The sequence below is a fragment of the Streptomyces sp. NPDC046870 genome (genome assembly GCF_040704595.1).
Classification (GTDB): Bacteria; Actinomycetota; Actinomycetes; order Streptomycetales; family Streptomycetaceae; genus Streptomyces; species Streptomyces argyrophylli.
In genome coordinates this window covers 159,669-178,241 of the sequence record NZ_JBEYXM010000008.1, presented here as the reverse complement: position 1 = coordinate 178,241, position 18,573 = coordinate 159,669, and the positions used below count along the sequence as shown (strand labels likewise).

The 18,573-nt window shown below is 73.4% G+C and carries 15 protein-coding genes and 1 pseudogene; 7 read left to right on the top strand and 9 right to left on the bottom strand.

The genetic code is table 11. The annotated features are described in order from the left end of the window. Window positions 1-109 precede the first annotated feature (109 nt). Together AB0946_RS20015 and AB0946_RS20010 are read left to right on the top strand one after the other, a co-directional pair. Window positions 110-1,630 carry an amino acid permease gene (locus AB0946_RS20015; protein ID WP_366761950.1) on the top strand — a complete coding sequence of 507 codons (1,521 nt, stop codon included), beginning with the start codon at window positions 110-112 and terminating at the stop codon, window positions 1,628-1,630. A 71-nt stretch (window positions 1,631-1,701) separates the two neighbouring features. Then, complete coding sequence (locus tag AB0946_RS20010) at window positions 1,702-3,156, top strand: glycosyltransferase family 39 protein (protein WP_366761949.1); 1,455 nt, start codon at window positions 1,702-1,704, stop codon at window positions 3,154-3,156. A 264-nt stretch (window positions 3,157-3,420) separates the two neighbouring features. On the opposite strand, the gene AB0946_RS20005 is transcribed toward AB0946_RS20010, so the two are convergent. Beyond that, window positions 3,421-3,816, bottom strand: a complete 396-nt coding sequence (locus AB0946_RS20005; RefSeq protein ID WP_366761947.1) for an NTP pyrophosphohydrolase — start codon at window positions 3,814-3,816, stop codon at window positions 3,421-3,423. A 79-nt stretch (window positions 3,817-3,895) separates the two neighbouring features. Here AB0946_RS20005 and AB0946_RS20000 point away from each other — a divergent pair, with 79 nt between their 5' ends. Then, on the top strand, window positions 3,896-4,912 hold the full coding sequence (locus AB0946_RS20000; RefSeq protein WP_366761946.1) for a hypothetical protein: 1,017 nt from the start codon (window positions 3,896-3,898) through the stop codon (window positions 4,910-4,912). A gap of 15 nt (window positions 4,913-4,927) precedes the next feature. Further along, window positions 4,928-5,320 carry a hypothetical protein gene (locus AB0946_RS19995; protein ID WP_366761945.1) on the top strand — a complete coding sequence of 131 codons (393 nt, stop codon included), beginning with the start codon at window positions 4,928-4,930 and terminating at the stop codon, window positions 5,318-5,320. 78 nt (window positions 5,321-5,398) lie between these two features. Here AB0946_RS19995 and AB0946_RS19990 read toward each other — a convergent pair whose 3' ends face one another. The 5 genes from AB0946_RS19990 to AB0946_RS19970 all read right to left on the bottom strand — a co-directional run bounded on the left by AB0946_RS19990 (window position 5,399) and on the right by AB0946_RS19970 (window position 12,063). After that, on the bottom strand, window positions 5,399-7,528 hold the full coding sequence (locus AB0946_RS19990; RefSeq protein WP_366761944.1) for a 3-hydroxyacyl-CoA dehydrogenase NAD-binding domain-containing protein: 2,130 nt from the start codon (window positions 7,526-7,528) through the stop codon (window positions 5,399-5,401). Next, the gene (locus tag AB0946_RS19985; protein WP_366761942.1) at window positions 7,525-8,742 is read right to left on the bottom strand and encodes an acetyl-CoA C-acyltransferase; all 1,218 of its coding nucleotides are present in this window, start codon (window positions 8,740-8,742) and stop codon (window positions 7,525-7,527) included. Before AB0946_RS19985 ends, AB0946_RS19990 begins: the two co-directional genes overlap by 4 nt. Window positions 8,743-9,031: 289 nt before the next feature. Continuing rightward, entirely contained in the window at window positions 9,032-10,318 is a 1,287-nt protein-coding gene (locus AB0946_RS19980; RefSeq protein ID WP_366761941.1) for a ribonuclease D, read from the bottom strand. Between the two features lie 147 nt (window positions 10,319-10,465). Beyond that, window positions 10,466-11,125: a response regulator transcription factor gene (locus AB0946_RS19975; protein WP_014675646.1), complete on the bottom strand. Its 660-nt coding sequence runs from the start codon at window positions 11,123-11,125 to the stop codon at window positions 10,466-10,468. 260 nt (window positions 11,126-11,385) lie between these two features. Continuing rightward, window positions 11,386-12,063 (bottom strand): DUF3000 domain-containing protein, encoded by a 678-nt coding sequence (locus AB0946_RS19970; protein ID WP_171151859.1) that lies wholly within the window; start codon window positions 12,061-12,063, stop codon window positions 11,386-11,388. Window positions 12,064-12,189: 126 nt separating this feature from the next. Here AB0946_RS19970 and hemE point away from each other — a divergent pair, with 126 nt between their 5' ends. Beyond that, window positions 12,190-13,248 (top strand): uroporphyrinogen decarboxylase, encoded by a 1,059-nt coding sequence (gene hemE, locus AB0946_RS19965; protein WP_366761939.1) that lies wholly within the window; start codon window positions 12,190-12,192, stop codon window positions 13,246-13,248. Window positions 13,249-13,261: 13 nt separating this feature from the next. Here the strand turns inward: hemE and AB0946_RS19960 are convergent, their stop codons facing one another. Beyond that, complete coding sequence (locus tag AB0946_RS19960) at window positions 13,262-14,086, bottom strand: rhomboid family intramembrane serine protease (RefSeq protein WP_366761938.1); 825 nt, start codon at window positions 14,084-14,086, stop codon at window positions 13,262-13,264. 119 nt (window positions 14,087-14,205) lie between these two features. Between AB0946_RS19960 and AB0946_RS19955 the strand changes: the two are divergent. Then, a pseudogene (locus AB0946_RS19955) lies at window positions 14,206-14,415 on the top strand (hypothetical protein); the annotation flags it as partial. Between the two features lie 90 nt (window positions 14,416-14,505). Here AB0946_RS19955 and AB0946_RS19950 read toward each other — a convergent pair. Then, entirely contained in the window at window positions 14,506-15,906 is a 1,401-nt protein-coding gene (locus AB0946_RS19950; protein ID WP_366761937.1) for an FAD-dependent oxidoreductase, read from the bottom strand. 61 nt (window positions 15,907-15,967) lie between these two features. Beyond that, window positions 15,968-16,942: a DUF4349 domain-containing protein gene (locus tag AB0946_RS19945; protein ID WP_366761936.1), complete on the bottom strand. Its 975-nt coding sequence runs from the start codon at window positions 16,940-16,942 to the stop codon at window positions 15,968-15,970. A 158-nt stretch (window positions 16,943-17,100) separates the two neighbouring features. Between AB0946_RS19945 and hemG the strand changes: the two genes are divergently transcribed. Then, window positions 17,101-18,570 carry a protoporphyrinogen oxidase gene (hemG, locus tag AB0946_RS19940; protein WP_366761935.1) on the top strand — a complete coding sequence of 490 codons (1,470 nt, stop codon included), beginning with the start codon at window positions 17,101-17,103 and terminating at the stop codon, window positions 18,568-18,570. The last annotated feature ends 3 nt before the right edge of the window (window positions 18,571-18,573 follow it).

The window sequence follows — 18,573 nt, the reverse complement described above, 5'->3', positions numbered from 1 at the left end:
GCGGAACCGGCCCGTTTGCGTGAACCTGCCTGTGCCGGGGAATACGCTCCCAGGCCCTCTCGATCATGTTGAGCCATATCGAGGTCTCACAAGCGTGGGAGGTAGGTACGTGAGCAACGCGCTGTTCCGGACGAAGAACGTCGAGCAGTCCATCCAGGACACCGAGGAACCCGAACACTCGCTCAGGAAGTCGCTGACCGCCCTCGACCTGACCGTGTTCGGCGTCGGTGTCATCATCGGCACCGGAATCTTCGTCCTCACCGGCACGGCGGCGAGGAACACCGCCGGCCCCGCCGTGTCGCTGTCCTTCGTCGTGGCCGGTGTCGTCTGCGCGCTCGCCGCCCTCTGCTACGCCGAGTTCGCCTCCACCGTCCCCGTGGCGGGCTCCGCCTACACCTTCTCCTACGCCTCGCTCGGCGAACTCCCCGCCTGGATCATCGGCTGGGACCTGGTCCTCGAACTGGCGCTCGGCACGGCCGTGGTCGCGGTCGGCTGGTCCGGGTACATAGCCTCGCTGCTCGACAACGCGGGATGGCACCTGCCCCAGGCCCTCTCCGGCCGGGACGGCGCGACCGGCTTCGGCTTCGACATCCTCGCCGCGGCCCTGGTCCTGGTGCTCACCGCCATCCTCGTCATCGGGATGAAGCTGTCCGCGCGGGTCACCTCCGTGGTCGTCGCCGTCAAGGTCGCCGTCGTCCTCGTCGTGATCATCGCGGGTGCCTTCTTCGTGAAGGGCGGCAACTACGACCCCTTCGTCCCGAAGGCGCAGTCCGCCGAGGCGGCCGGGAACCTCAAGGCCCCCCTCGTCCAGCTCATGTTCGGCTGGGCGCCCTCGCACTTCGGCGTCATGGGCATCTTCACCGCGGCCTCCGTGGTCTTCTTCGCGTTCATCGGCTTCGACGTCGTGGCCACCGCCGCCGAGGAGACCCGCAACCCGCAGCGCGACGTCCCGCGCGGCATCCTGGGCTCCCTGATCATCTGCACCACCCTGTACGTCGCCGTGTCGATCGTCGTCACCGGCATGCAGAAGTACAGCGCGCTGTCCGTGAAGGCGCCCCTCGCCGACGCGTTCAAGGCCACCGGGCACCCCTGGTACGCGGGCCTGATCAGCTTCGGCGCCGCCGTCGGCCTGACCACGGTGTGCATGATCCTGCTGCTCGGCCAGTCCCGGGTCTTCTTCGCCATGAGCCGCGACGGCCTGCTGCCCCGCTTCTTCTCGCACACCCACCCGCGGTTCCGCACCCCGTACCGGTCCACCATCCTGCTCGGCGGCGTCATCGCGATCGTCGCGGGCTTCACCAGCCTCAGCGAACTCGCCGAACTCGTGAACATCGGCACGCTGTTCGCGTTCATCGTCGTCGCCGTGAGCGTCATCATCCTGCGCAGGTCCCGCCCGGACCTGCACCGCGCCTTCCGCACCCCGTGGGTCCCGGTCGTGCCGGCCCTGTCCGTGTGCGCCTCGCTGTGGCTGATGCTCAACCTGCCCGCCGAGACCTGGATCCGGTTCGCCATCTGGATGGTCATCGGCTTCTTCGTCTACTTCTTCTACGGCCGTACGCACAGCCGCCTCGCCCGGCGCGAGCAGACCCCGGCCGGCGAGGCCGCGCGCCCGCCGAAGGCGGCCGGGTGACCCGCACACTCGAGGCCCGGCCCCGTATGTCCCGCTTCGGCCGGGACGGCGGGGCCGGATAGCGTGCGATCATGCTCGCCGCCCCGCTCGCCCCCGCACGGACCACGGTCACCCGGACGGCGTACTGGGCGCGGCTGCTGCCCCTCCTCGCCGCCCTGGCCTGCGTCACCCGGATCCCCTCCTTCCGCCGGCCGCTGTGGAACCCGGACGAGGGCTTCCTCGCCGTACAGGCGCGGCTGCTCGCCCAGGGCGGGGAGCTGTACGACACCGTCGTGGACCGCAAACCGCCGCTGCTGCCCTGGCTCTACCAGGCCGCGTTCGCGCTCTGCGGCTCCGGCTCCCTGACCCCGCTGCGGGTGCTCGCCGTCCTCGCGCAGCTGCTCACCGCGGCCCTGCTGGCCTCCCTGGCCCGCCGCCGCTGGGGCGAGCGCTCCGGCCGCACCGCCGGGGTGCTGTACCTGCTGGTCTCCGTCGGGCTCAACCCCGAGGACGCGCAGGCCGCCACCTTCGAGGTGTTCATACTGCCCTGGACGGCCGCCGCCCTGTGGTGCGCCGACCGGGGGCGCTGGGGCGCCGCCGGGGTCGCCGTCGCCACCGCGTTCCTCACCAAGCAGACCGGCGGCGCGGTGCTGCTGCCCGTGGCCTGGCTGCTGCACCAGCGGGGCGGCACCCGCGCGGGCCTGCCACGGCTGGCGGCGGGCTGCGCCGCACCCGTGCTCGGCGCGGCCCTGGCGACGGACCCGGCCGGCTTCCTGTTCTGGACGGTGACCGGCTCCACCGCCTACGCCTCCGTCACCGGCTCCGAACTCCACGTCCTGGCCCGCGCGCTGACCAACACCGCGCTCCTGGCGGTGGCGTCGGCGGGGCTGCTCCCCCCGGTCGTACGGGCCCTGCGGGGCGCCCGGACCGGAGCGGCCGAGGCGTGGCTGTGGCTGTGGCTGGCCTCCTCGGCCGTCGCCGTGGCCCTCGGCTGCCACTTCTTCGGCCACTACTACCTGCAACTCACCCCGCCGCTCGCCCTGCTGGCCACCGCCGCGCTGCACGTCCTGCGCCGGGACGGGCACCCGGCCGCCCTGCTCACCTCGGCCTGCTGCTGCGCCCTCTTCGTCGCCTGGGGCCTGCTCGCCCCCCGCCCCGAACTCGCGCACGCCGAACGGCTGGCGGCGGCCCTCGCGCACCGCACGGCACCCGCCGACCGGGTCCTCGTCTGGGGGATACACCCGGAGACGTACTGGCTGGCCGGCCGCACCCCCGCCACCCGCTACCTCACCGCGGGCCTGCTCACCAACTACAGCGGCGGCCGGGACGGACCCCAGGTCGGCGAGAAGTACGCCGTCGCCGGTGCCTGGCCGGTCTTCCGGCGCGAGATGACCGCGCACGCCCCCGCCCTGGTCGTCGACGACTCCCGCGGCAAGCCGTACGCCCCCGCCCGGCTCCCCACCCTGCACCGGCTGCTGACGGCGGGTTACACGGAGGTGGCCAGGGTGGACGGCGCGGTCCTGTACGCCCGGGTGCCGCAGGGCTGACGGCGAGGCCGGGCCTTTGGGGCGTCGGCGGGCGTACTCCGGAGTCCTGCCGCGCGCTGAGCCGTGGGCGGCGGGGCACGGCTCGGCGGGGGTGCGGCGGGCCCGGACGGGTCGGTGGCGGCCTCCCGAGCGCCGGGAGTCGCCACGGGCGGGCCTCGCCGGCGCTCCGGGGCCCGGTGCCGTCGGAGAGCGGTGGATTCTCGGGCGCTGACGCCGGGTGCCGGCCCGTGGACCTCCCCGGCTCCCGTGCAGGGGTGCTGCGGCTCAGGGCAGGACCGTGCGGGGGCCCGTCACCTCCGCGCCCAGGGCCGTCGCACGGCGGCGCAGTTCGCGGTCGGCGGTCACCACCAGGCGGGGCCGGCCGGCGTGCTCGGCGGTCAGCTCCACGATCCGGTCGTCCCCGCTGCCCGGCGCCGACTCCACCCGCACTCCCGGTACGGACGTCACGCCCCGGGCCGCGCCCTCGACCACGAGCACGATCTCCACGGGCCCCGGGTGCCCGGGCAGGCCCTCGCCCGCCAGCCGGTCCCGCAGCCGCTCGGCCGCCCCCTTGCGGTCCCGCCACCAGCCGTCCGGCCGCGACCCGACGACGTTCGCGCCGTCCACCACGACGAGCAGAGGGGCGGGGGGAGGGGCAGCGGGGTCCAGCGGGCCGGTCATGGATCCCAGGGTGCCATGACCACGGCTCACGGCCGGGGCCGGACCCCGGGGCCGGTACCGGGCGGCTTAAAGTGAACCGGTGAACGGCGACTGGCTCCTCCGCGGCCGAGACGGCCGGCTCAGTGTCTACCAGCTGTCGGGCGACGCCGTCCTGTGCCGGGCGGAGCGCGGCCCCCGCGGCCCCTGGTCCGCCCCGCGCAAGGTCGGTGGCGAGCAGAGACTGCACACCGTCCTGGCGGTCGGTCAGGGCGCCGACGGCTACGCCCACCTGGTCTCCTGGCGGCCCACCGTCAAGGGCGAGTCCGGGCTCGTGCACTCCACGCACTTCCGCCCGCACCTGGCGGCCCTGGACTGGCACCCGATCGGCCACCCGGACAAGAAGGGCGACCGCACCGGCACGCCCGCCGTCGCGGTGGACGCCCAGGGCCGCGCCCATGTCTTCGTCCGCAACAAGGGCGGCGGGGTCAGCATGCTCGCCCAGAAGGAGAAGGGCGGCTGGGACCCCTGGCGGGACCTGAAGGGCAAGGAGGTCCACGACGGACTCGCGGCGGTCACGGGGGAGTCCGGCCGGGTCGAGCTGTACGCGACCGTCCCCCAGGGCCTGCTGTACTGGCGTCAGGAGGAGCCGGGCGCCCAGCCCGTGCTCCAGGAGGCGCTGAAGGCACCGGTCCGCCCGGGCACCCTGCGCGCCCTGGCCACCTCCCCGGAGCGCACGACCGTCTTCTACACCGGTGCCTCCGGCGACCTGTGCGCCTGGCGTCCGGGCGGCGAGCCGGTCACCGTGCTGCCCGCGGCCGGCCCGGGACCGGTGTCGGCGGTCCGCTGCGACCTGGACGGCCACGACTGCACCCTGCTGGTCCAGCGGACCGAGAGCCGCCGCGTCGCCTTCGCCGCGTACCCGACCGAACGGGAGTCGGCGGGCGCCTGGTGGACCGAGTCGGGTCCCGAACTCCCGCTGGACGCGCTGGTGTCCCTGACGACGGACGAGGAGGACCGGGTGGTGGCGGCAACGTTGTCCCCGTCGGGCGGACGGCTCCTGCTGACCCGGCGCAAGGACGAGCCGGGGCTGGCGCTGGAGGCGTGGCGGGAGGTCTGAGCGCGCCGTGATGTGATGGCCGTCGTGGACACCGAGACACTCATCGACGCCTGGCGGCGTCTCCTCGCCGGATCCGGGAAACCGTGGGTGCTGTTCGAGCACGGCACGTGTGTGGTGCTGGAGGAGCCGGGGGGAGGGCTCGCCGACCGGGCCACCGGGATCCTGCGCGAGTACGGCCCCGTGAGCGTGGGCGGTCCGGCGGGCGACTTCCGGGTGCTCGAACTGGACAACGGCGAGGGCTGGCTGGTGACGAGCCACCACCCGGACGTCGTCACCTTCGTCGCCCTCGCGGAGTCCGAGGACCCCTCGCACCTGGCCGTGGGCATCCTCGGGCGTTCCCGCCGCGACCGGGACGGCAGGGAGCTCCACGTCGTCCACGTCGACGACGGCCGCCCCGCCGGGGCCTGAGCCCGGGCGGGCACCCGGAAACGCCGGGTGCCCGCACCCCGGGCGGAGTGCGGGCACCCGGCGTTCACCGGTGGAGCGTCACGCCGGGACGCTCGCCACGCCCGGCGCCAGGAACCGCTTGCCGTTGACGCGCTCGCTGACGCCCTCACGGTCCAGGTACGGCGTGATGCCGCCCAGGTGGAAGGGCCAGCCGGCGCCCGTGATCAGGCACAGGTCGATGTCCTGGGCCTCGGCGACGACGCCCTCGTCGAGCATGAGCCCGATCTCCTGCGCCACCGCGTCCAGCACCCGCGCCCGTACCTGCTCCTCGGTCAGCACGACGTCGCCCTGCTTGAGCAGCGCGGCGACCTCCGGGTCCAGCTCCGGCTTGCCGCTGTCGTAGACGTAGAAGCCGCGCTTGCCCGCCTCCACGACCGCCTTGAGGTTCGGGGAGACCGTGAAGCGGTCCGGGAACGCGCCGTGCAGCGTCTCGGAGACGTGCAGACCGATGGCGGGGCCGACCAGCTCCAGCAGCACCAGCGGGGACATCGGCAGACCGAGCGGCTCGACCGCCTTCTCGGCGACCTCGACCGGGGTGCCCTCGTCGATGACGTTCTGGATCTCGCCCATGAAGCGGGTCAGGATGCGGTTCACGACGAACGCCGGGGCGTCCTTGACCAGCACCGCGGTCTTCTTCAGCTTCTTGGCGACGGCGAACGCGGTCGCGAGGGAGGCGTCGTCGGTCTTCTCGCCGCGGACGATCTCCAGCAGCGGCAGGACGGCCACCGGGTTGAAGAAGTGGAAGCCCACGACCCGCTCGGGGTGCTTGAGCTTCGACGCCATCTCCGTCACCGACAGGGACGAGGTGTTGGTGGCGAGGATCGCGTGCGCCGGGGCGACCGCCTCGACCTCGGCGAACACCTGCTGCTTGACACCGATCTCCTCGAACACGGCCTCGATGACGAAGTCCGCGTCGGAGAAGCCCTCCGCCTTGTCCAGGACACCGGTCACCAGGGCCTTGAGGCGGTTGGCCTTGTCCTGGTTGATCCGGCCCTTGCCGAGCAGCTTGTCGATCTCGGCGTGGACGTAGCCCACACCCTTGTCGACCCGCTCCTGGTCGATGTCGGTCAGCACGACCGGCACCTCGAGGCGGCGCAGGAAGAGGAGCGCCAGCTGGGAGGCCATGAGACCCGCGCCGACCACGCCCACCTTGGTGACCGGGCGCGCCAGGTTCTTGTCCGGGGCGCCGGCGGGACGCTTGCCGCGCTTCTGCACCAGGTTGAACGCGTAGATGCCGGCGCGCAGTTCCCCGCCCATGATCAGGTCGGCGAGGGCCTGGTCCTCGGCGTCGAAGCCCTGCTGGAGGTCCTCGTTCTTCGCGGCGGCGATGATGTCCAGGGCGCGGTAGGCGGCCGGGGCCGCGCCGTGCACCTTGGAGTCCGCGATGAAGCGGCCCTTGGCGACGGCCTGGTCCCAGGCCTCGCCGCGGTCGATCACCGGGCGCTCGACCTTGACGTCGCCCTTGAGCACCTGGGCGGTCCAGATCAGCGACTGCTCCAGGAAGTCGGCGCCCTCGAAGAGCGCGTCCGCGATCCCGAGGTCGAAGACCTGCTGGCCCTTGAGCTGCTTGTTCTGGTTGAGCGAGTTCTCGATGACGACCGAGACGGCCTTCTCGGGGCCGATCAGGTTCGGCAGCAGCGTGCAGCCGCCCCAGCCGGGCACCAGGCCGAGGAAGACCTCGGGCAGCGAGAACGCCGGGATCGCCTTGGAGACGGTCCGGTAGGTGCAGTGCAGGCCGACCTCGACGCCGCCGCCCATCGCCGCGCCGTTGTAGTAGGCGAAGGTCGGGACGGCCAGCTTCGCCAGACGCTTGAAGACCTCGTGGCCGCCCTTGCCGATGGCGAGCGCGTGCTCGTGCTCCTTCAGCAGTTCGACGCCCTTGAGGTCGGCGCCGACCGCGAAGATGAACGGCTTGCCGGTGATGCCGGCACCGACGATCTCGCCGTCCGCGGCCTCCTTCTCGACCTGGTCGATCGCGGTGTTCAGGTTCGCGAGCGAGGCGGGGCCGAAGGTGGTCGGCTTGGTGTGGTCCAGGCCGTTGTCCAGCGTGATCAGCGCGAAGCGGCCGGCGCCGAAGGGGAGGTCGAAGTGGCGTAGGTGCGCGCTGGTGACGACCTCGTCGGGGAACAGGTCCGAGGCCTGCTTCAGAAGCTCGGCGGTGGTGCTCACTTGTCCCCCTCGAAGTGCGGGTTCTCCCAGATGACCGTCGCGCCCATGCCGAAGCCGACGCACATGGTGGTCAGGCCGTAGCGGACGTGCGGCTGCTCCTCGAACTGGCGGGCCAGCTGCGTCATCAGGCGGACGCCGGAGGAGGCCAGCGGGTGGCCGAAGGCGATGGCGCCGCCGTACTGGTTGACGCGCTCGTCGTCGTCGGCGATGCCGTAGTGGTCGAGGAAGGCCAGCACCTGCACGGCGAAGGCCTCGTTGATCTCGAACAGGCCGATGTCGGAGATGGACAGGCCCGCCTTGGCGAGGGCCTTCTCCGTGGCCGGGATCGGGCCGTAGCCCATGACCTCCGGCTCGACGCCCGCGAAGGCGTACGACACCAGGCGCATCTTGACCGGCAGGCCGTTCTCGCGGGCGAAGTCCTCGCTCGCGATGATCGACGCGGTGGCGCCGTCGTTCAGGCCGGCCGCGTTGCCGGCGGTGACCCGGCCGTGCACACGGAACGGCGTCTTGAGGTTCGCCAGGTTCTCCAGGGTGGTCCCCGGGCGCATCGGCTCGTCGGCGGTGACCAGGCCCCAGCCGGTCTCCCCGCCCTCCGGGCTGGTCCGGCGCACCGAGATCGGCACCAGGTCGGCCTGGATCTTGCCGTTGGCGTACGCCTTGGCGGCCTTCTCCTGCGAGCGCACCGCGTACTCGTCGGCGCGCAGCTTGGTGATGTGCGGGTAGCGGTCGTGCAGGTTCTCCGCGGTCATGCCCATGAACAGGGCCGACTCGTCCACCAGCTTCTCGCTCACGAACCGCGGGTTCGGGTCGACGCCCTCGCCCATCGGGTGGCGGCCCATGTGCTCGACACCACCGGCGATGACGGCGTCGTAGGCGCCGAAGGCGATCGAACCGGCGGTGGTCGTCACGGCGGTCAGCGCGCCGGCGCACATGCGGTCGATGGAGTAACCGGGCACGGACTGCGGCAGACCCGCGAGGATGCCGGCGGTACGGCCGAGGGTCAGACCCTGGTCACCGATCTGCGTGGTCGCCGCGATGGCGACCTCGTCGATCTTCTTCGGGTCCAGACCGGGGTTGCGGCGCAGCAGCTCCCGGATCGCCTTCACGACGAGGTCGTCGGCGCGGGTCTCGTGGTAGATGCCCTTCGGGCCCGCCTTGCCGAACGGGGTACGGACGCCGTCGACGAAGACGACGTCCCTGACGGTACGAGGCACGATGGCTCTCCTCCTGTGCGGGATGGCACTGCTGCGTTGCGCTGAGCGCGCGCTCAGAACCCATGCTACTTATGAGTAACGTAGCTGCACAGTCCGGGAGGCGGGAGCGGTGAAGGTCACATCCGCGGTGCCCCCGTTCACGCCGGCCACCTCCCAGACCGGGGAGGACGCCCGCTGCCTGCCGCCCCGGGATCTTGGCGTGATCTCGACGTCCCTTTTCCCCTTCGGCGGACCCTGGGCGCCCGCGTGCGAGGAGCGGGGAGGGGCCCGTTCGCCGGCCTCGTGCTTCTCAGCCCCGGGCCGACAGGGCGTCGACCAGCACGGGCGTGACCAGCTCGATCTGCCAGGGCCGCGCGCCGTAGCCGGCCAGCGCGGCGCCCACGGAGTCCTCGTCGACGGAGGCCGGCGGCTCCCAGCAGATCCGCCGTACGGTGTCCGGAGAGATCACGTTCTCCTGGGGCATGGTGAGCCGTTCGGCCAGTGCCGTCACCCCGGCCCGGGCCGCGGACAGGCGAGCGGCCGCGGCCGGGTCCTTGTCGGCCCAGGCACGCGGCGGCGGGGGCCCGGTCACGGGCTGCCCCGGCTGCGGCAGCGCGCTGTCGGGAAGGGCCTTGGCGCGGTCCACGGCGGCCTGCCACTGCTCCAGCTGCCGCCGGCCCATCCGGTGCCCGAACCCGTTCAGCCCGGCGAGGACGTGCACATTGCCGGGCAGGGCCAGCGCCGCCTCCACGATGGCCGTGTCGCTCAGCACCTTCCCCGGCGAGACGTCCCGCCGCTGCGCGATCCGGTCCCGCGTCTGCCACAGCTCGCGCACGACCGCGAGCTGCCGGCGCCGGCGCACCTTGTGCATCCCGGACGTGCGGCGCCAGGGGTCCTTGCGCGGCTCGGCCGGGGGCGCGGACGCGATCGCGTCGAACTCCTGCAGGGCCCACTCCAGCTTGCCCTGCCGGTCCAGCTCCTTCTCCAGGGCGTCCCGCAGGTCGACGAGGAGCTCGACGTCGAGCGCCGCGTACCGCAGCCAGGGCTCGGGCAGCGGGCGGGTCGACCAGTCGACGGCCGAGTGGCCCTTCTCCAGGACGAAGCCGAGGACGCCCTCCACCATGGCGCCGAGACCGACCCGGGGGAAGCCCGCGAGCCGGCCGGCCAGCTCGGTGTCGAACAGGCGGCTGGGGACCATGCCTATCTCGCGCAGACAGGGCAGGTCCTGGGTGGCCGCGTGCAGCACCCACTCCACGCCGGACAGGGCCTCGCCGAGGCTGGACAGGTCGGGGCAGGCGACGGGGTCGATCAGCGCGGTCCCGGCGCCCTCGCGGCGCAGCTGCACCAGGTAGGCGCGCTGCCCGTAGCGGTAGCCGGAGGCACGCTCGGCGTCCACGGCGACCGGGCCGGTGCCGGCGGCGAAGGCGGCGACCACCCGGTCCAGGGCCGCCTCGTCGGCGATCACGGGCGGGATGCCCTCGCGCGGTTCCAGCAAAGGAGTCGGCGCCCCCGTCACAGAAGAACCTGCGTCGTCCGGAGGGGTGCCCCCGGTGGTGCGCAGGGAACTGTCTGCTGCGGTGTCTTGGGCGTCGGTCACCTGTCAAGGGTATCCGTGTGTGGACCGCGCCCGTCGACGGAACGTTCCGTCGACGGGCGCGAGAGGGGCGTAAACCAGTCAGCTCGGGGAAAGGGCTGGTTCACACGAGTGAAGGCCGGGTCCGCCGAAGGGGTGCGTCCGGTGGGCTCAGTGGATGATGCCGGTGCGCAGGGCCACGGCCACCATGCCGGCCCGGTCCCCGGTCCCGAGCTTGCGGGCGATGCGGGCGAGGTGGCTCTTCACGGTCAGGGCGGACAGGCCCATGGAGACGCCGATCGCCTTGTTCGACTGGCCCTCCGCGACCAGCCGCAGCACCTCGACCTCGCGTCCCGACAGCTCCCGGTAGCCGCCCGGGTGGCTCGGGGCACCCGGGGGGCGGCGGTGCATACGGGCGGCGGCGCCGAGGGGAGCGGCGCCGGGCCGGGCGGGGAGCCCGATGTTGGTGCGGGTGCCGGTGACGACGTAGCCCTTGACGCCGCCGGCCAGCGCGTTGCGGACGGCGCCGATGTCGTCGGCGGCGGAGAGGGCGAGTCCGTTGGGCCAGCCCGCGGCGCGGGTCTCGGACAGCAGGGTGAGGCCGGAGCCGTCGGGCAGGTGGACGTCGGCGACGCAGATGTCGCGCGGGTTGCCGATGCGGGGACGAGCCTCCGCGATGGACGAGGCCTCGATGACATCGCGCACGCCGAGCGCCCACAGATGGCGGGTGACGGTGGAGCGGACGCGGGGGTCGGCCACGACCACCATGGCGGTCGGCTTGTTCGGGCGGTAGGCGACCAGGCTTGCGGGTTGCTCGAGGAGAACGGACACCAGGCCTCCTGGGTGGGGGGACGGGGCCGGCTTGTGGGGATGAAGCCGGGACGAACCGTGCTTTCAAGGTCACAGTCGTCTTCGGCAGCAAACTCGTCCGCCTTTAGAGAATGATCACGATCTAGTGAGTAACAATCTGTGCAATTCGGACACGCGATCGATCATCCGAAGATCAAGTCGGTTCGAGCGGGTGCGATTCGAGTACGGAAAATGGCCGTATCGACAAAGAGACGGTCAATGAAGGGTCGAGAGCCGACCGGTCACCGGGACTGCGGACCCCTGCGCTGCGGCAGGGTCACCACCGACGCGTCCCCGGGCCCGGCCGGCGGCAGACCCGCGACCTGTGCCAGCAGATCGCACCAGGAGGCCAGGTGGGCGGCCGTGTCCGGCACCCCGCCCAGGCCCTCGCGGGGCGTCCAGGAGGCCCGGATCTCGATCTGCGAGGCGGCCGGCCGCTCGGCCAGTCCGCCGAAGTAGTGCGAGCTGGCACGCGTGATCGTGCCGCTCGGCTCGCCGTAGCCCAGCCCGCGCGCGGCCAGCGCCCCGGTCAGCCACGACCAGCACACCTCCGGCAGCAGCGGATCGGCGGCCATCTCCGGCTCCAGCTCCGCGCGCACCAGCGTCACCAGCCGGAACGTCCCCCGCCAGGCGTCGTGCCCGGCCGGGTCGTGCAGCAGCACCAGACGCCCGTCGGCCAGCTCCTGCTCGCCGTCCACCACCACCGCCTCCACCGCGTACGCGTAGGGGGCGAGCCGCTGCGGGGCCGGCGTCGGCTCCACCTCGACCTGCGGCCGCAGCCGGCCGGCGCGCAGGGCCTCGACCGCGGTGCGGAAAGCCGGCGGACCCGAGGCACCCGGGTGCCCGTCCGCCTCCTCGGTGTCCTTCACGTCGTCCGTTCCGTCAGCGCTGTCCGACATTCGTCCGTGAGCCGCAGCCATGCGGGGAAGAGTAAGGGGAACGGGGGCGTCGTGCAGGGCAAGACACCCGCTGTGATCTACGCGGCTGCGCCCGGCCGGCGGGGACACCGGCCCGGTCCCCGCCCGACGGCGTGCGAAACTTGCCTCGTGACCGCCAATGACACCCCGCAGCCGACAGCGACGTACGACAGCGCCTTCCTCAAGGCGTGCAGGCGCGAACCCGTGCCGCACACCCCGGTGTGGTTCATGCGCCAGGCCGGCCGCTCCCTGCCGGAGTACCGCAAGGTGCGCGAGGGCGTTCCCATGCTGGAGTCGTGCATGCGGCCCGAGCTGGTCACCGAGATCACGCTCCAGCCGGTGCGCCGGCACGACGTGGACGCGGCGATCTTCTTCAGCGACATCGTCGTCCCGCTGAAGGCCATCGGCCTCGACCTCGACATCAAGCCCGGCGTCGGCCCGGTCGTCGAGCAGCCGGTCCGCACCCGCGCCGACCTGGCCCGGCTGCGCGACCTCACCCCCGAGGACGTCCCCTACGTCACCGAGGCCATCGGCATGCTCACCCGTGAGCTGGGCGCCACCCCGCTGATCGGCTTCGCGGGCGCGCCGTTCACCCTCGCGAGCTATCTGGTCGAGGGCGGCCCCTCGCGCACGTACGAGAACGCCAAGGCGATGATGTACGGCGACCCCGAGCTGTGGGCCGACCTGCTGGACCGGCTCGCCGACATCACGGCCGCCTTCCTGAAGGTCCAGATCGAGGCCGGCGCGAGCGCCGTCCAGCTCTTCGACTCCTGGGCCGGTGCCCTGGCCCCCGCCGACTACCGCACGTCGGTCATGCCGGCCTCCGCGAAGGTCTTCGACGCGGTCGCCGGGTACGGCGTCCCGCGCATCCACTTCGGCGTCGGCACCGGTGAGCTGCTGAAGCTCATGGGCGAGGCCGGTGCGGACGTCGTCGGCGCCGACTGGCGCGTCCCGCTCGACGAGGCCGCCCGCCGCGTCGGCCCAGGCAAGGCGCTCCAGGGCAACCTGGACCCGACCGTCCTGTTCACCGACAAGGACACCGTCGCCGCCAAGGCCCGTGAGGTGCTCGACGCCGCCGCCGGCCTGGAGGGCCACGTCTTCAACCTCGGTCACGGCGTCATGCCGAACACCGACCCGGACGCGCTGACCCGGCTCGTGGAGTACGTGCACACCGCCACCGCGCGCTGAGCCGCCGGCCGGCTCACCAGGTGTAGTGGGGCCGCGCGCGCCTGCCGAACAGCAGGCCGGGCGGCTCCGGCGGGGGCGGCGTGCCGGGCTTGAGCGGCCAGGCCAGCAGCATGCCGGCGACGAAGCCGACCACGTGCGCCGCGTACGCCACCGTGCCCGCGCCGGACACGCCGTGCCCGGACGAGTACACCGCCTGGAGCCCGAACCAGAAGCCCAGCACCAGCCAGGCGGGCAGCCTCAGCGGCAGGAAGACCAGGAACGGCACCAGGACCCACACCCTGGCCCTCGGATAGAGGACAAGATAGGCGCCGAGGACGCCGGCGATCGCGCCGGACGCGCCGATCAGGGGGTCCGAGGAACTGTCGTTGAGCAGCGCGAAGCCGTAGCCGGCCGCGTAGCCGCAGACGACGTAGAAGAGGAAGTAGCGGATGTGGCCCATCCGGTCCTCGACGTTGTTGCCGAAGATCAGCAGGAAGAGCATGTTGCCCAGCAGGTGCAGCCAGCCGCCGTGCAGGAACATCGCCGTGAAGACGGACAGCGCCGGGGACTTGTCGTAACCGGGCGGCCCGACGACGCAGCCGGGGCCGCCGGGGCCCACGCCGACGTCCCCGGTCGGCACGACCCGGGGCAGCTGATGGTGGATCAGTTCCCGGGGGACCGCCGCGTAATGGTCCATGAAGGCCTGGAGGTGGCACAGCTGCGCCAGCTCGCTGCTGCCCGCCACGGAGCCGGCTATGCCGGGCGTGGTGATGAACACCAGCACGTTGGCGGCGATGAGGGCGTACGTCACCCAGGGGGTGCGGCGCACCGGGTTCACGTCATGAACGGGGATGACCACACAGGAGTAGTGCCCGCGATCGGGCGTACGAATCGGTGAACGCCACCGGGCGCGTGTGCGTATCCCTTCACAACCGACGTGAGGAACAGGCGATGACGAACGCTCCGCAGGTTTCGGCGATGCACGCTCTGCCCGACGGTGAGGCGGAGATCTCTCTGGTCGTACGCCTCCCCTGGGAGGACGTCGCGCGGCTCGGCCAGGAGGCGGGCCGGCTCGCCACGCAGATGCAGCGGCCCGTGACCCTGGACGAGGCGGTCAGCTACCGGCTGCGGTCCACCCGGCCGCCGGCGTCCCACGCGAAGCCCTCCGGGGAGCAGCCGGCGGCGGTCTCGGCCCTGCCGCGGATCACCGGCACGGCGTAGGCACGCCGCGGGACGCGGCGCCACCGGGGCCGGCCGTCCCCCGCGCCCCCTCGCCGGTCAGCTCGCCCGCACCTTCGCGGCGGCCTTCCTCGCCGCCACCAGGACCGGGTCCCACACCGGTGAGAACGGCGGGGCGTAGCCCAGGTCCAGGGCCGTCATCTGTTCCACCGTCATCTGCGCGGTCAGCGCCACCGCCGCGATGTCGACCCGCTTCGCCGCCCCCTCCCTGCCGACGATCTGCACGCCCAGCAACCGGCCCGTGCGGGACTCGGCGAGCATCTTGACCGTCATGGGGGCGGCACCGGGGTAGTAGCCGGCGCGGCTGGTCGACTCGATGGTGACCGTCTCGAAGCACAGCCCCACCCGGCGGGCGTCCTTCTCCCGCAGCCCGGTGCGGGCGATCTCCAGGTCGCAGACCTTGCTGACCGCCGTGCCGACGACACCGGGGAAGGTGGCGTAACCGCCGCCGGCGTTGGTGCCGATGACCTGGCCGTGCTTGTTGGCGTGGGTGCCGAGCGGGACGTACTGCTCCTGCCCGGAGACCAGGTTCAGCACCTCCACGCAGTCGCCGCCCGCCCAGATGTCCTCGTGCCCGCGCACCCGCATCGCGAGGTCGGTGAGCAGCCCGCCGTGGGTGCCGAGCGGGAGGCCGGCCGCGCGGGCGAGGGAGGTCTCCGGGCGGACGCCGATGCCCAGGACCACCAGATCCGCCGGGTACTCGGCGTGCTCGGTGGCCACCGCGCGCACCCGGCCGTCGTCCCCGGTGAGGATCTTGGTGACCTCCGCGTTGTTCACCATGGTGATGCCGAGGCCCTGCATGGCCCGGTGCACCATCCGGCCCATGTCCGGGTCCAGCGTCGACATGGGCTCCTTGCCGCGGTTGACGACCGTCACCTCGAAGCCCCGGTTGATCAGCGCCTCGGCCATCTCGACACCGATGTAGCCGGCCCCGACGACCACCGCCCTGCGGCCGCGCGTGCCGGCCAGCGTGTCCAGCAGGGCCTGCCCGTCGTCCAGGGTCTGCACGCCGTGCACGCCCGGGGCGTCCACGCCGGGCAGGTCCGGACGGACCGGGCGGGCGCCGGTGGCGATGACGAGCCGGTCGTACGGCGTCCAGGACTCCGCGCCGGAATCGACGTCACGCGCGCGTACCCGCTGTCCCGGCACGTCGATCTCCGTGACCTCGGTGCGCAGCCGCAGATCGATCCCGCGCGCCCGGTGCTCCTCGGGCGTCCGGGCGATGAGACGGTCCCGCTCGGGGACCTCGCCGCCCACCCAGTACGGGATGCCGCACGCCGAGAAGGAGGTGAAGTGGCCGCGCTCGAAGGCCACGATCTCCAGCTCCTCGGGGCCCTTCAGCCGTCGTGCCTGCGACGCCGCGGACATGCCCGCGGCGTCGCCGCCGATCACGACCAGCCGTTCCCTGCCGCCGCTGCCCCGCTCACCGTTCATCCTCATGGCAACACGCTACGGGGCGCGGTTCCCTCCGTCCCGGCCGCCCTCCCGGGCTCCGTCCGGCTCAGTCCGCCGCGCCCCGCCCGGCCGGCTCGGCGGACTCGGCTGCCGGACGGACCGACGGCAGCTGGCCGGGCGCGGCCGTCGCCCGCGCGGGCTCCGCACGGCGCGGCAGCCGGGGCCGTACGACCCGCAGCCACAGCAGCACCAGCAGCACGGCGAGGGCCACGAACGGCAGGGCCGCGCCGAGCGCCAGCGCGATCCAGCGCAGCACGTCGGCGAACGCGTGCCAACCGCCCGCCAGCGCGTCCGTGAAGCCCGGCGAGCCGTCCGCCCGCCGCACCGGGGCCTCGGACAGCGACAGGGTGACGGTGGCCAGGGCGGTGCGGTCCTTCAGGGAAGCCTGCCGGGCCAGCAGCGCCTCCAGATCGGCCTGGCGGCTGCTCAGCTCCCCCTCCAGGGCGACGACGTCGCTCAGCTTGGCCGCCTTGTCCATCAGCGCGCGGATCCTGGCCACACTGGCCCGCTGCGACGCCACCCGGCTGTCCACGTCCACGACCTGGTCGGTGACGTCGACCGCCCTGGCCGTGCGGTCGACCACCCGGCCCGCTCCCTGGAGGCCGGTGAGGACCTCGTCGTACTTCTCTGTCGGCACGCGCAGCACGACCCGGGTCCGTTCGTGCCCGTCCTCGTCGCGGTTCGTCGTCTCGTTGCCGACGTAACCGCCCGCGTCCTCGGCGGTTCTCCGGGCCGCCTCCAGGGCCTTCGGCACGTCCGCGACCTCGACGGTGAGGGACGCGGTGCGGATGATCGCGTCCGGGGTGAGCCTCGGCGTCCCGCGCAGGGCCCTGCCCCCCTCCGCCTTGCCTTCACCGGCCGTGCCGCCGCGGGCGCCGGCCGCCGCGGCCTTGCCGTCCGAGGCGGCCTTGGAGGAGCCGCCCAGCTCGCCGGCCCCGCCGCACCCGGCGAGCGCGAGACAGGCGGCGAGCAGGACCCCGGCCAGGGTCCGGCGGCGGCGTGCGGTCCGTGGTGTGCGCATGGGCGGTACCCCCCGGGGGTCGTGAGCTGGGACGGTCCTTCGACGGCCGGGCGCGCGGGAACGATCGACGGGGCCGGTTCCGATGCGGTCACGGTCCGGACTCGTCCCGGACACCGCCTCCCGGCGGGCGTGCCGGTGGGGTCTGAGAGAGTGGGGGCATGAGCGCAACGGGTAGCAGCGCGCCGGGCGGGAGCCCGGGGCACGTCGTCGTCATCGGGGCCGGCATCGCCGGACTGGCCGCCGCGCACCGGCTGCTGGGGCGCGGGGCGCGGGTGACCGTGCTGGAGGCCGGCGACCGGGTCGGCGGCAAGCTGCTGCCCGGCGAGATCGCCGGCGTGCGGGTCGACCTGGGTGCCGAGTCCCTGCTCGCCCGCCGCCCCGAGGCGGTGGCCCTCGCGCGCGAGGCGGGACTGGGCGAGCTGCTCCAGCCGCCCGCCACCGCGACCGCCTCGATCTGGACCCGCGGTGCCCTGCGGCCCATGCCCAAGGGCCATGTGATGGGCGTGCCCGGCACCGCCGCCGCCCTGACCGGCGTCCTCTCGGACGAGGGCGTGGCCCGCATCGAGCGCGACGCCGGCCTGCCCCGCACCGAGACCGGCGACGACGTGGCCGTGGGGGAGTACGTGGCGGCCCGGCTCGGCCGCGAAGTCGTCGACCGGCTCGTCGAACCCCTGCTCGGCGGGGTGTACGCGGGCGACGCCTACCGCATCTCCATGCGCTCCGCCGTCCCGCAGCTCTTCCAGGCCGCCCGCGCCCACGTCTCCCTCACCCAGGGCGTCCGCGAGATCCAGGCGAAGGCCGCCGCCCGGCAGCAGACCGGGCCGGTCTTCATGGGCATCGCCGGCGGGGTCGGGCGGCTGCCGTCGGCGGTCGCCGACTCGGTGCGCGCGCGGGGCGGCGAGATCCTGACCCGCACGCCCGCGCGTGAACTGCGCCGGGACGCGGCCGGCGGCTGGCGGATCACCGCCGGGGAACGCCTGCTGCACGCCGACGCCGTGATCGTCGCCGTACCCGCCCCGGCCGCCGCCGCCCTGCTGCGCGCCGAGTCCCCGGGCGCCGCCGCCGAGCTGGCCGCCGTCGAGTACGCCTCCATGGCCCTCGTCACCCTCGCCTACCGGCGTGCCGACCTGCGCCTGCCCGAGGGCAGCGGCTTCCTGGTGCCGCCCGTCGACGGCCGGACCATCAAGGCCGCCACCTTCGCCTCCCAGAAGTGGGGCTGGATCGCCGAGGAGGACCCGGACGTGGTCGTCCTGCGCACGTCCGTGGGCCGCTACGGCGAGACGGAGGTCCTCGGCCGGGACGACGCCGGTCTGGTGGAGGTCTCCCGGCACGATCTGCGGGAGGCCACGGGCCTGGACGCGGTTCCGCTGCGGACCCGGGTCACCCGCTGGACCGACGGCCTGCCGCAGTACCCCGTCGGGCACCACGCGCGCGTGGCCCGCGTCCGCGAGCAGATCGCCAAGCTCCCGGGGCTCGCGGTGTGCGGCGCCCAGTACGACGGCGTCGGCGTCCCGGCCTGCGTCGCGAGCGCGTACGCGGCGGTGGACCAGCTCGGCGGCGACCTCGCCGGGGTCCGGGCGCTGACGGCCGACCCGGTGCAGAGCCTGCACGGCGGAGCGGGAGAATAGGGA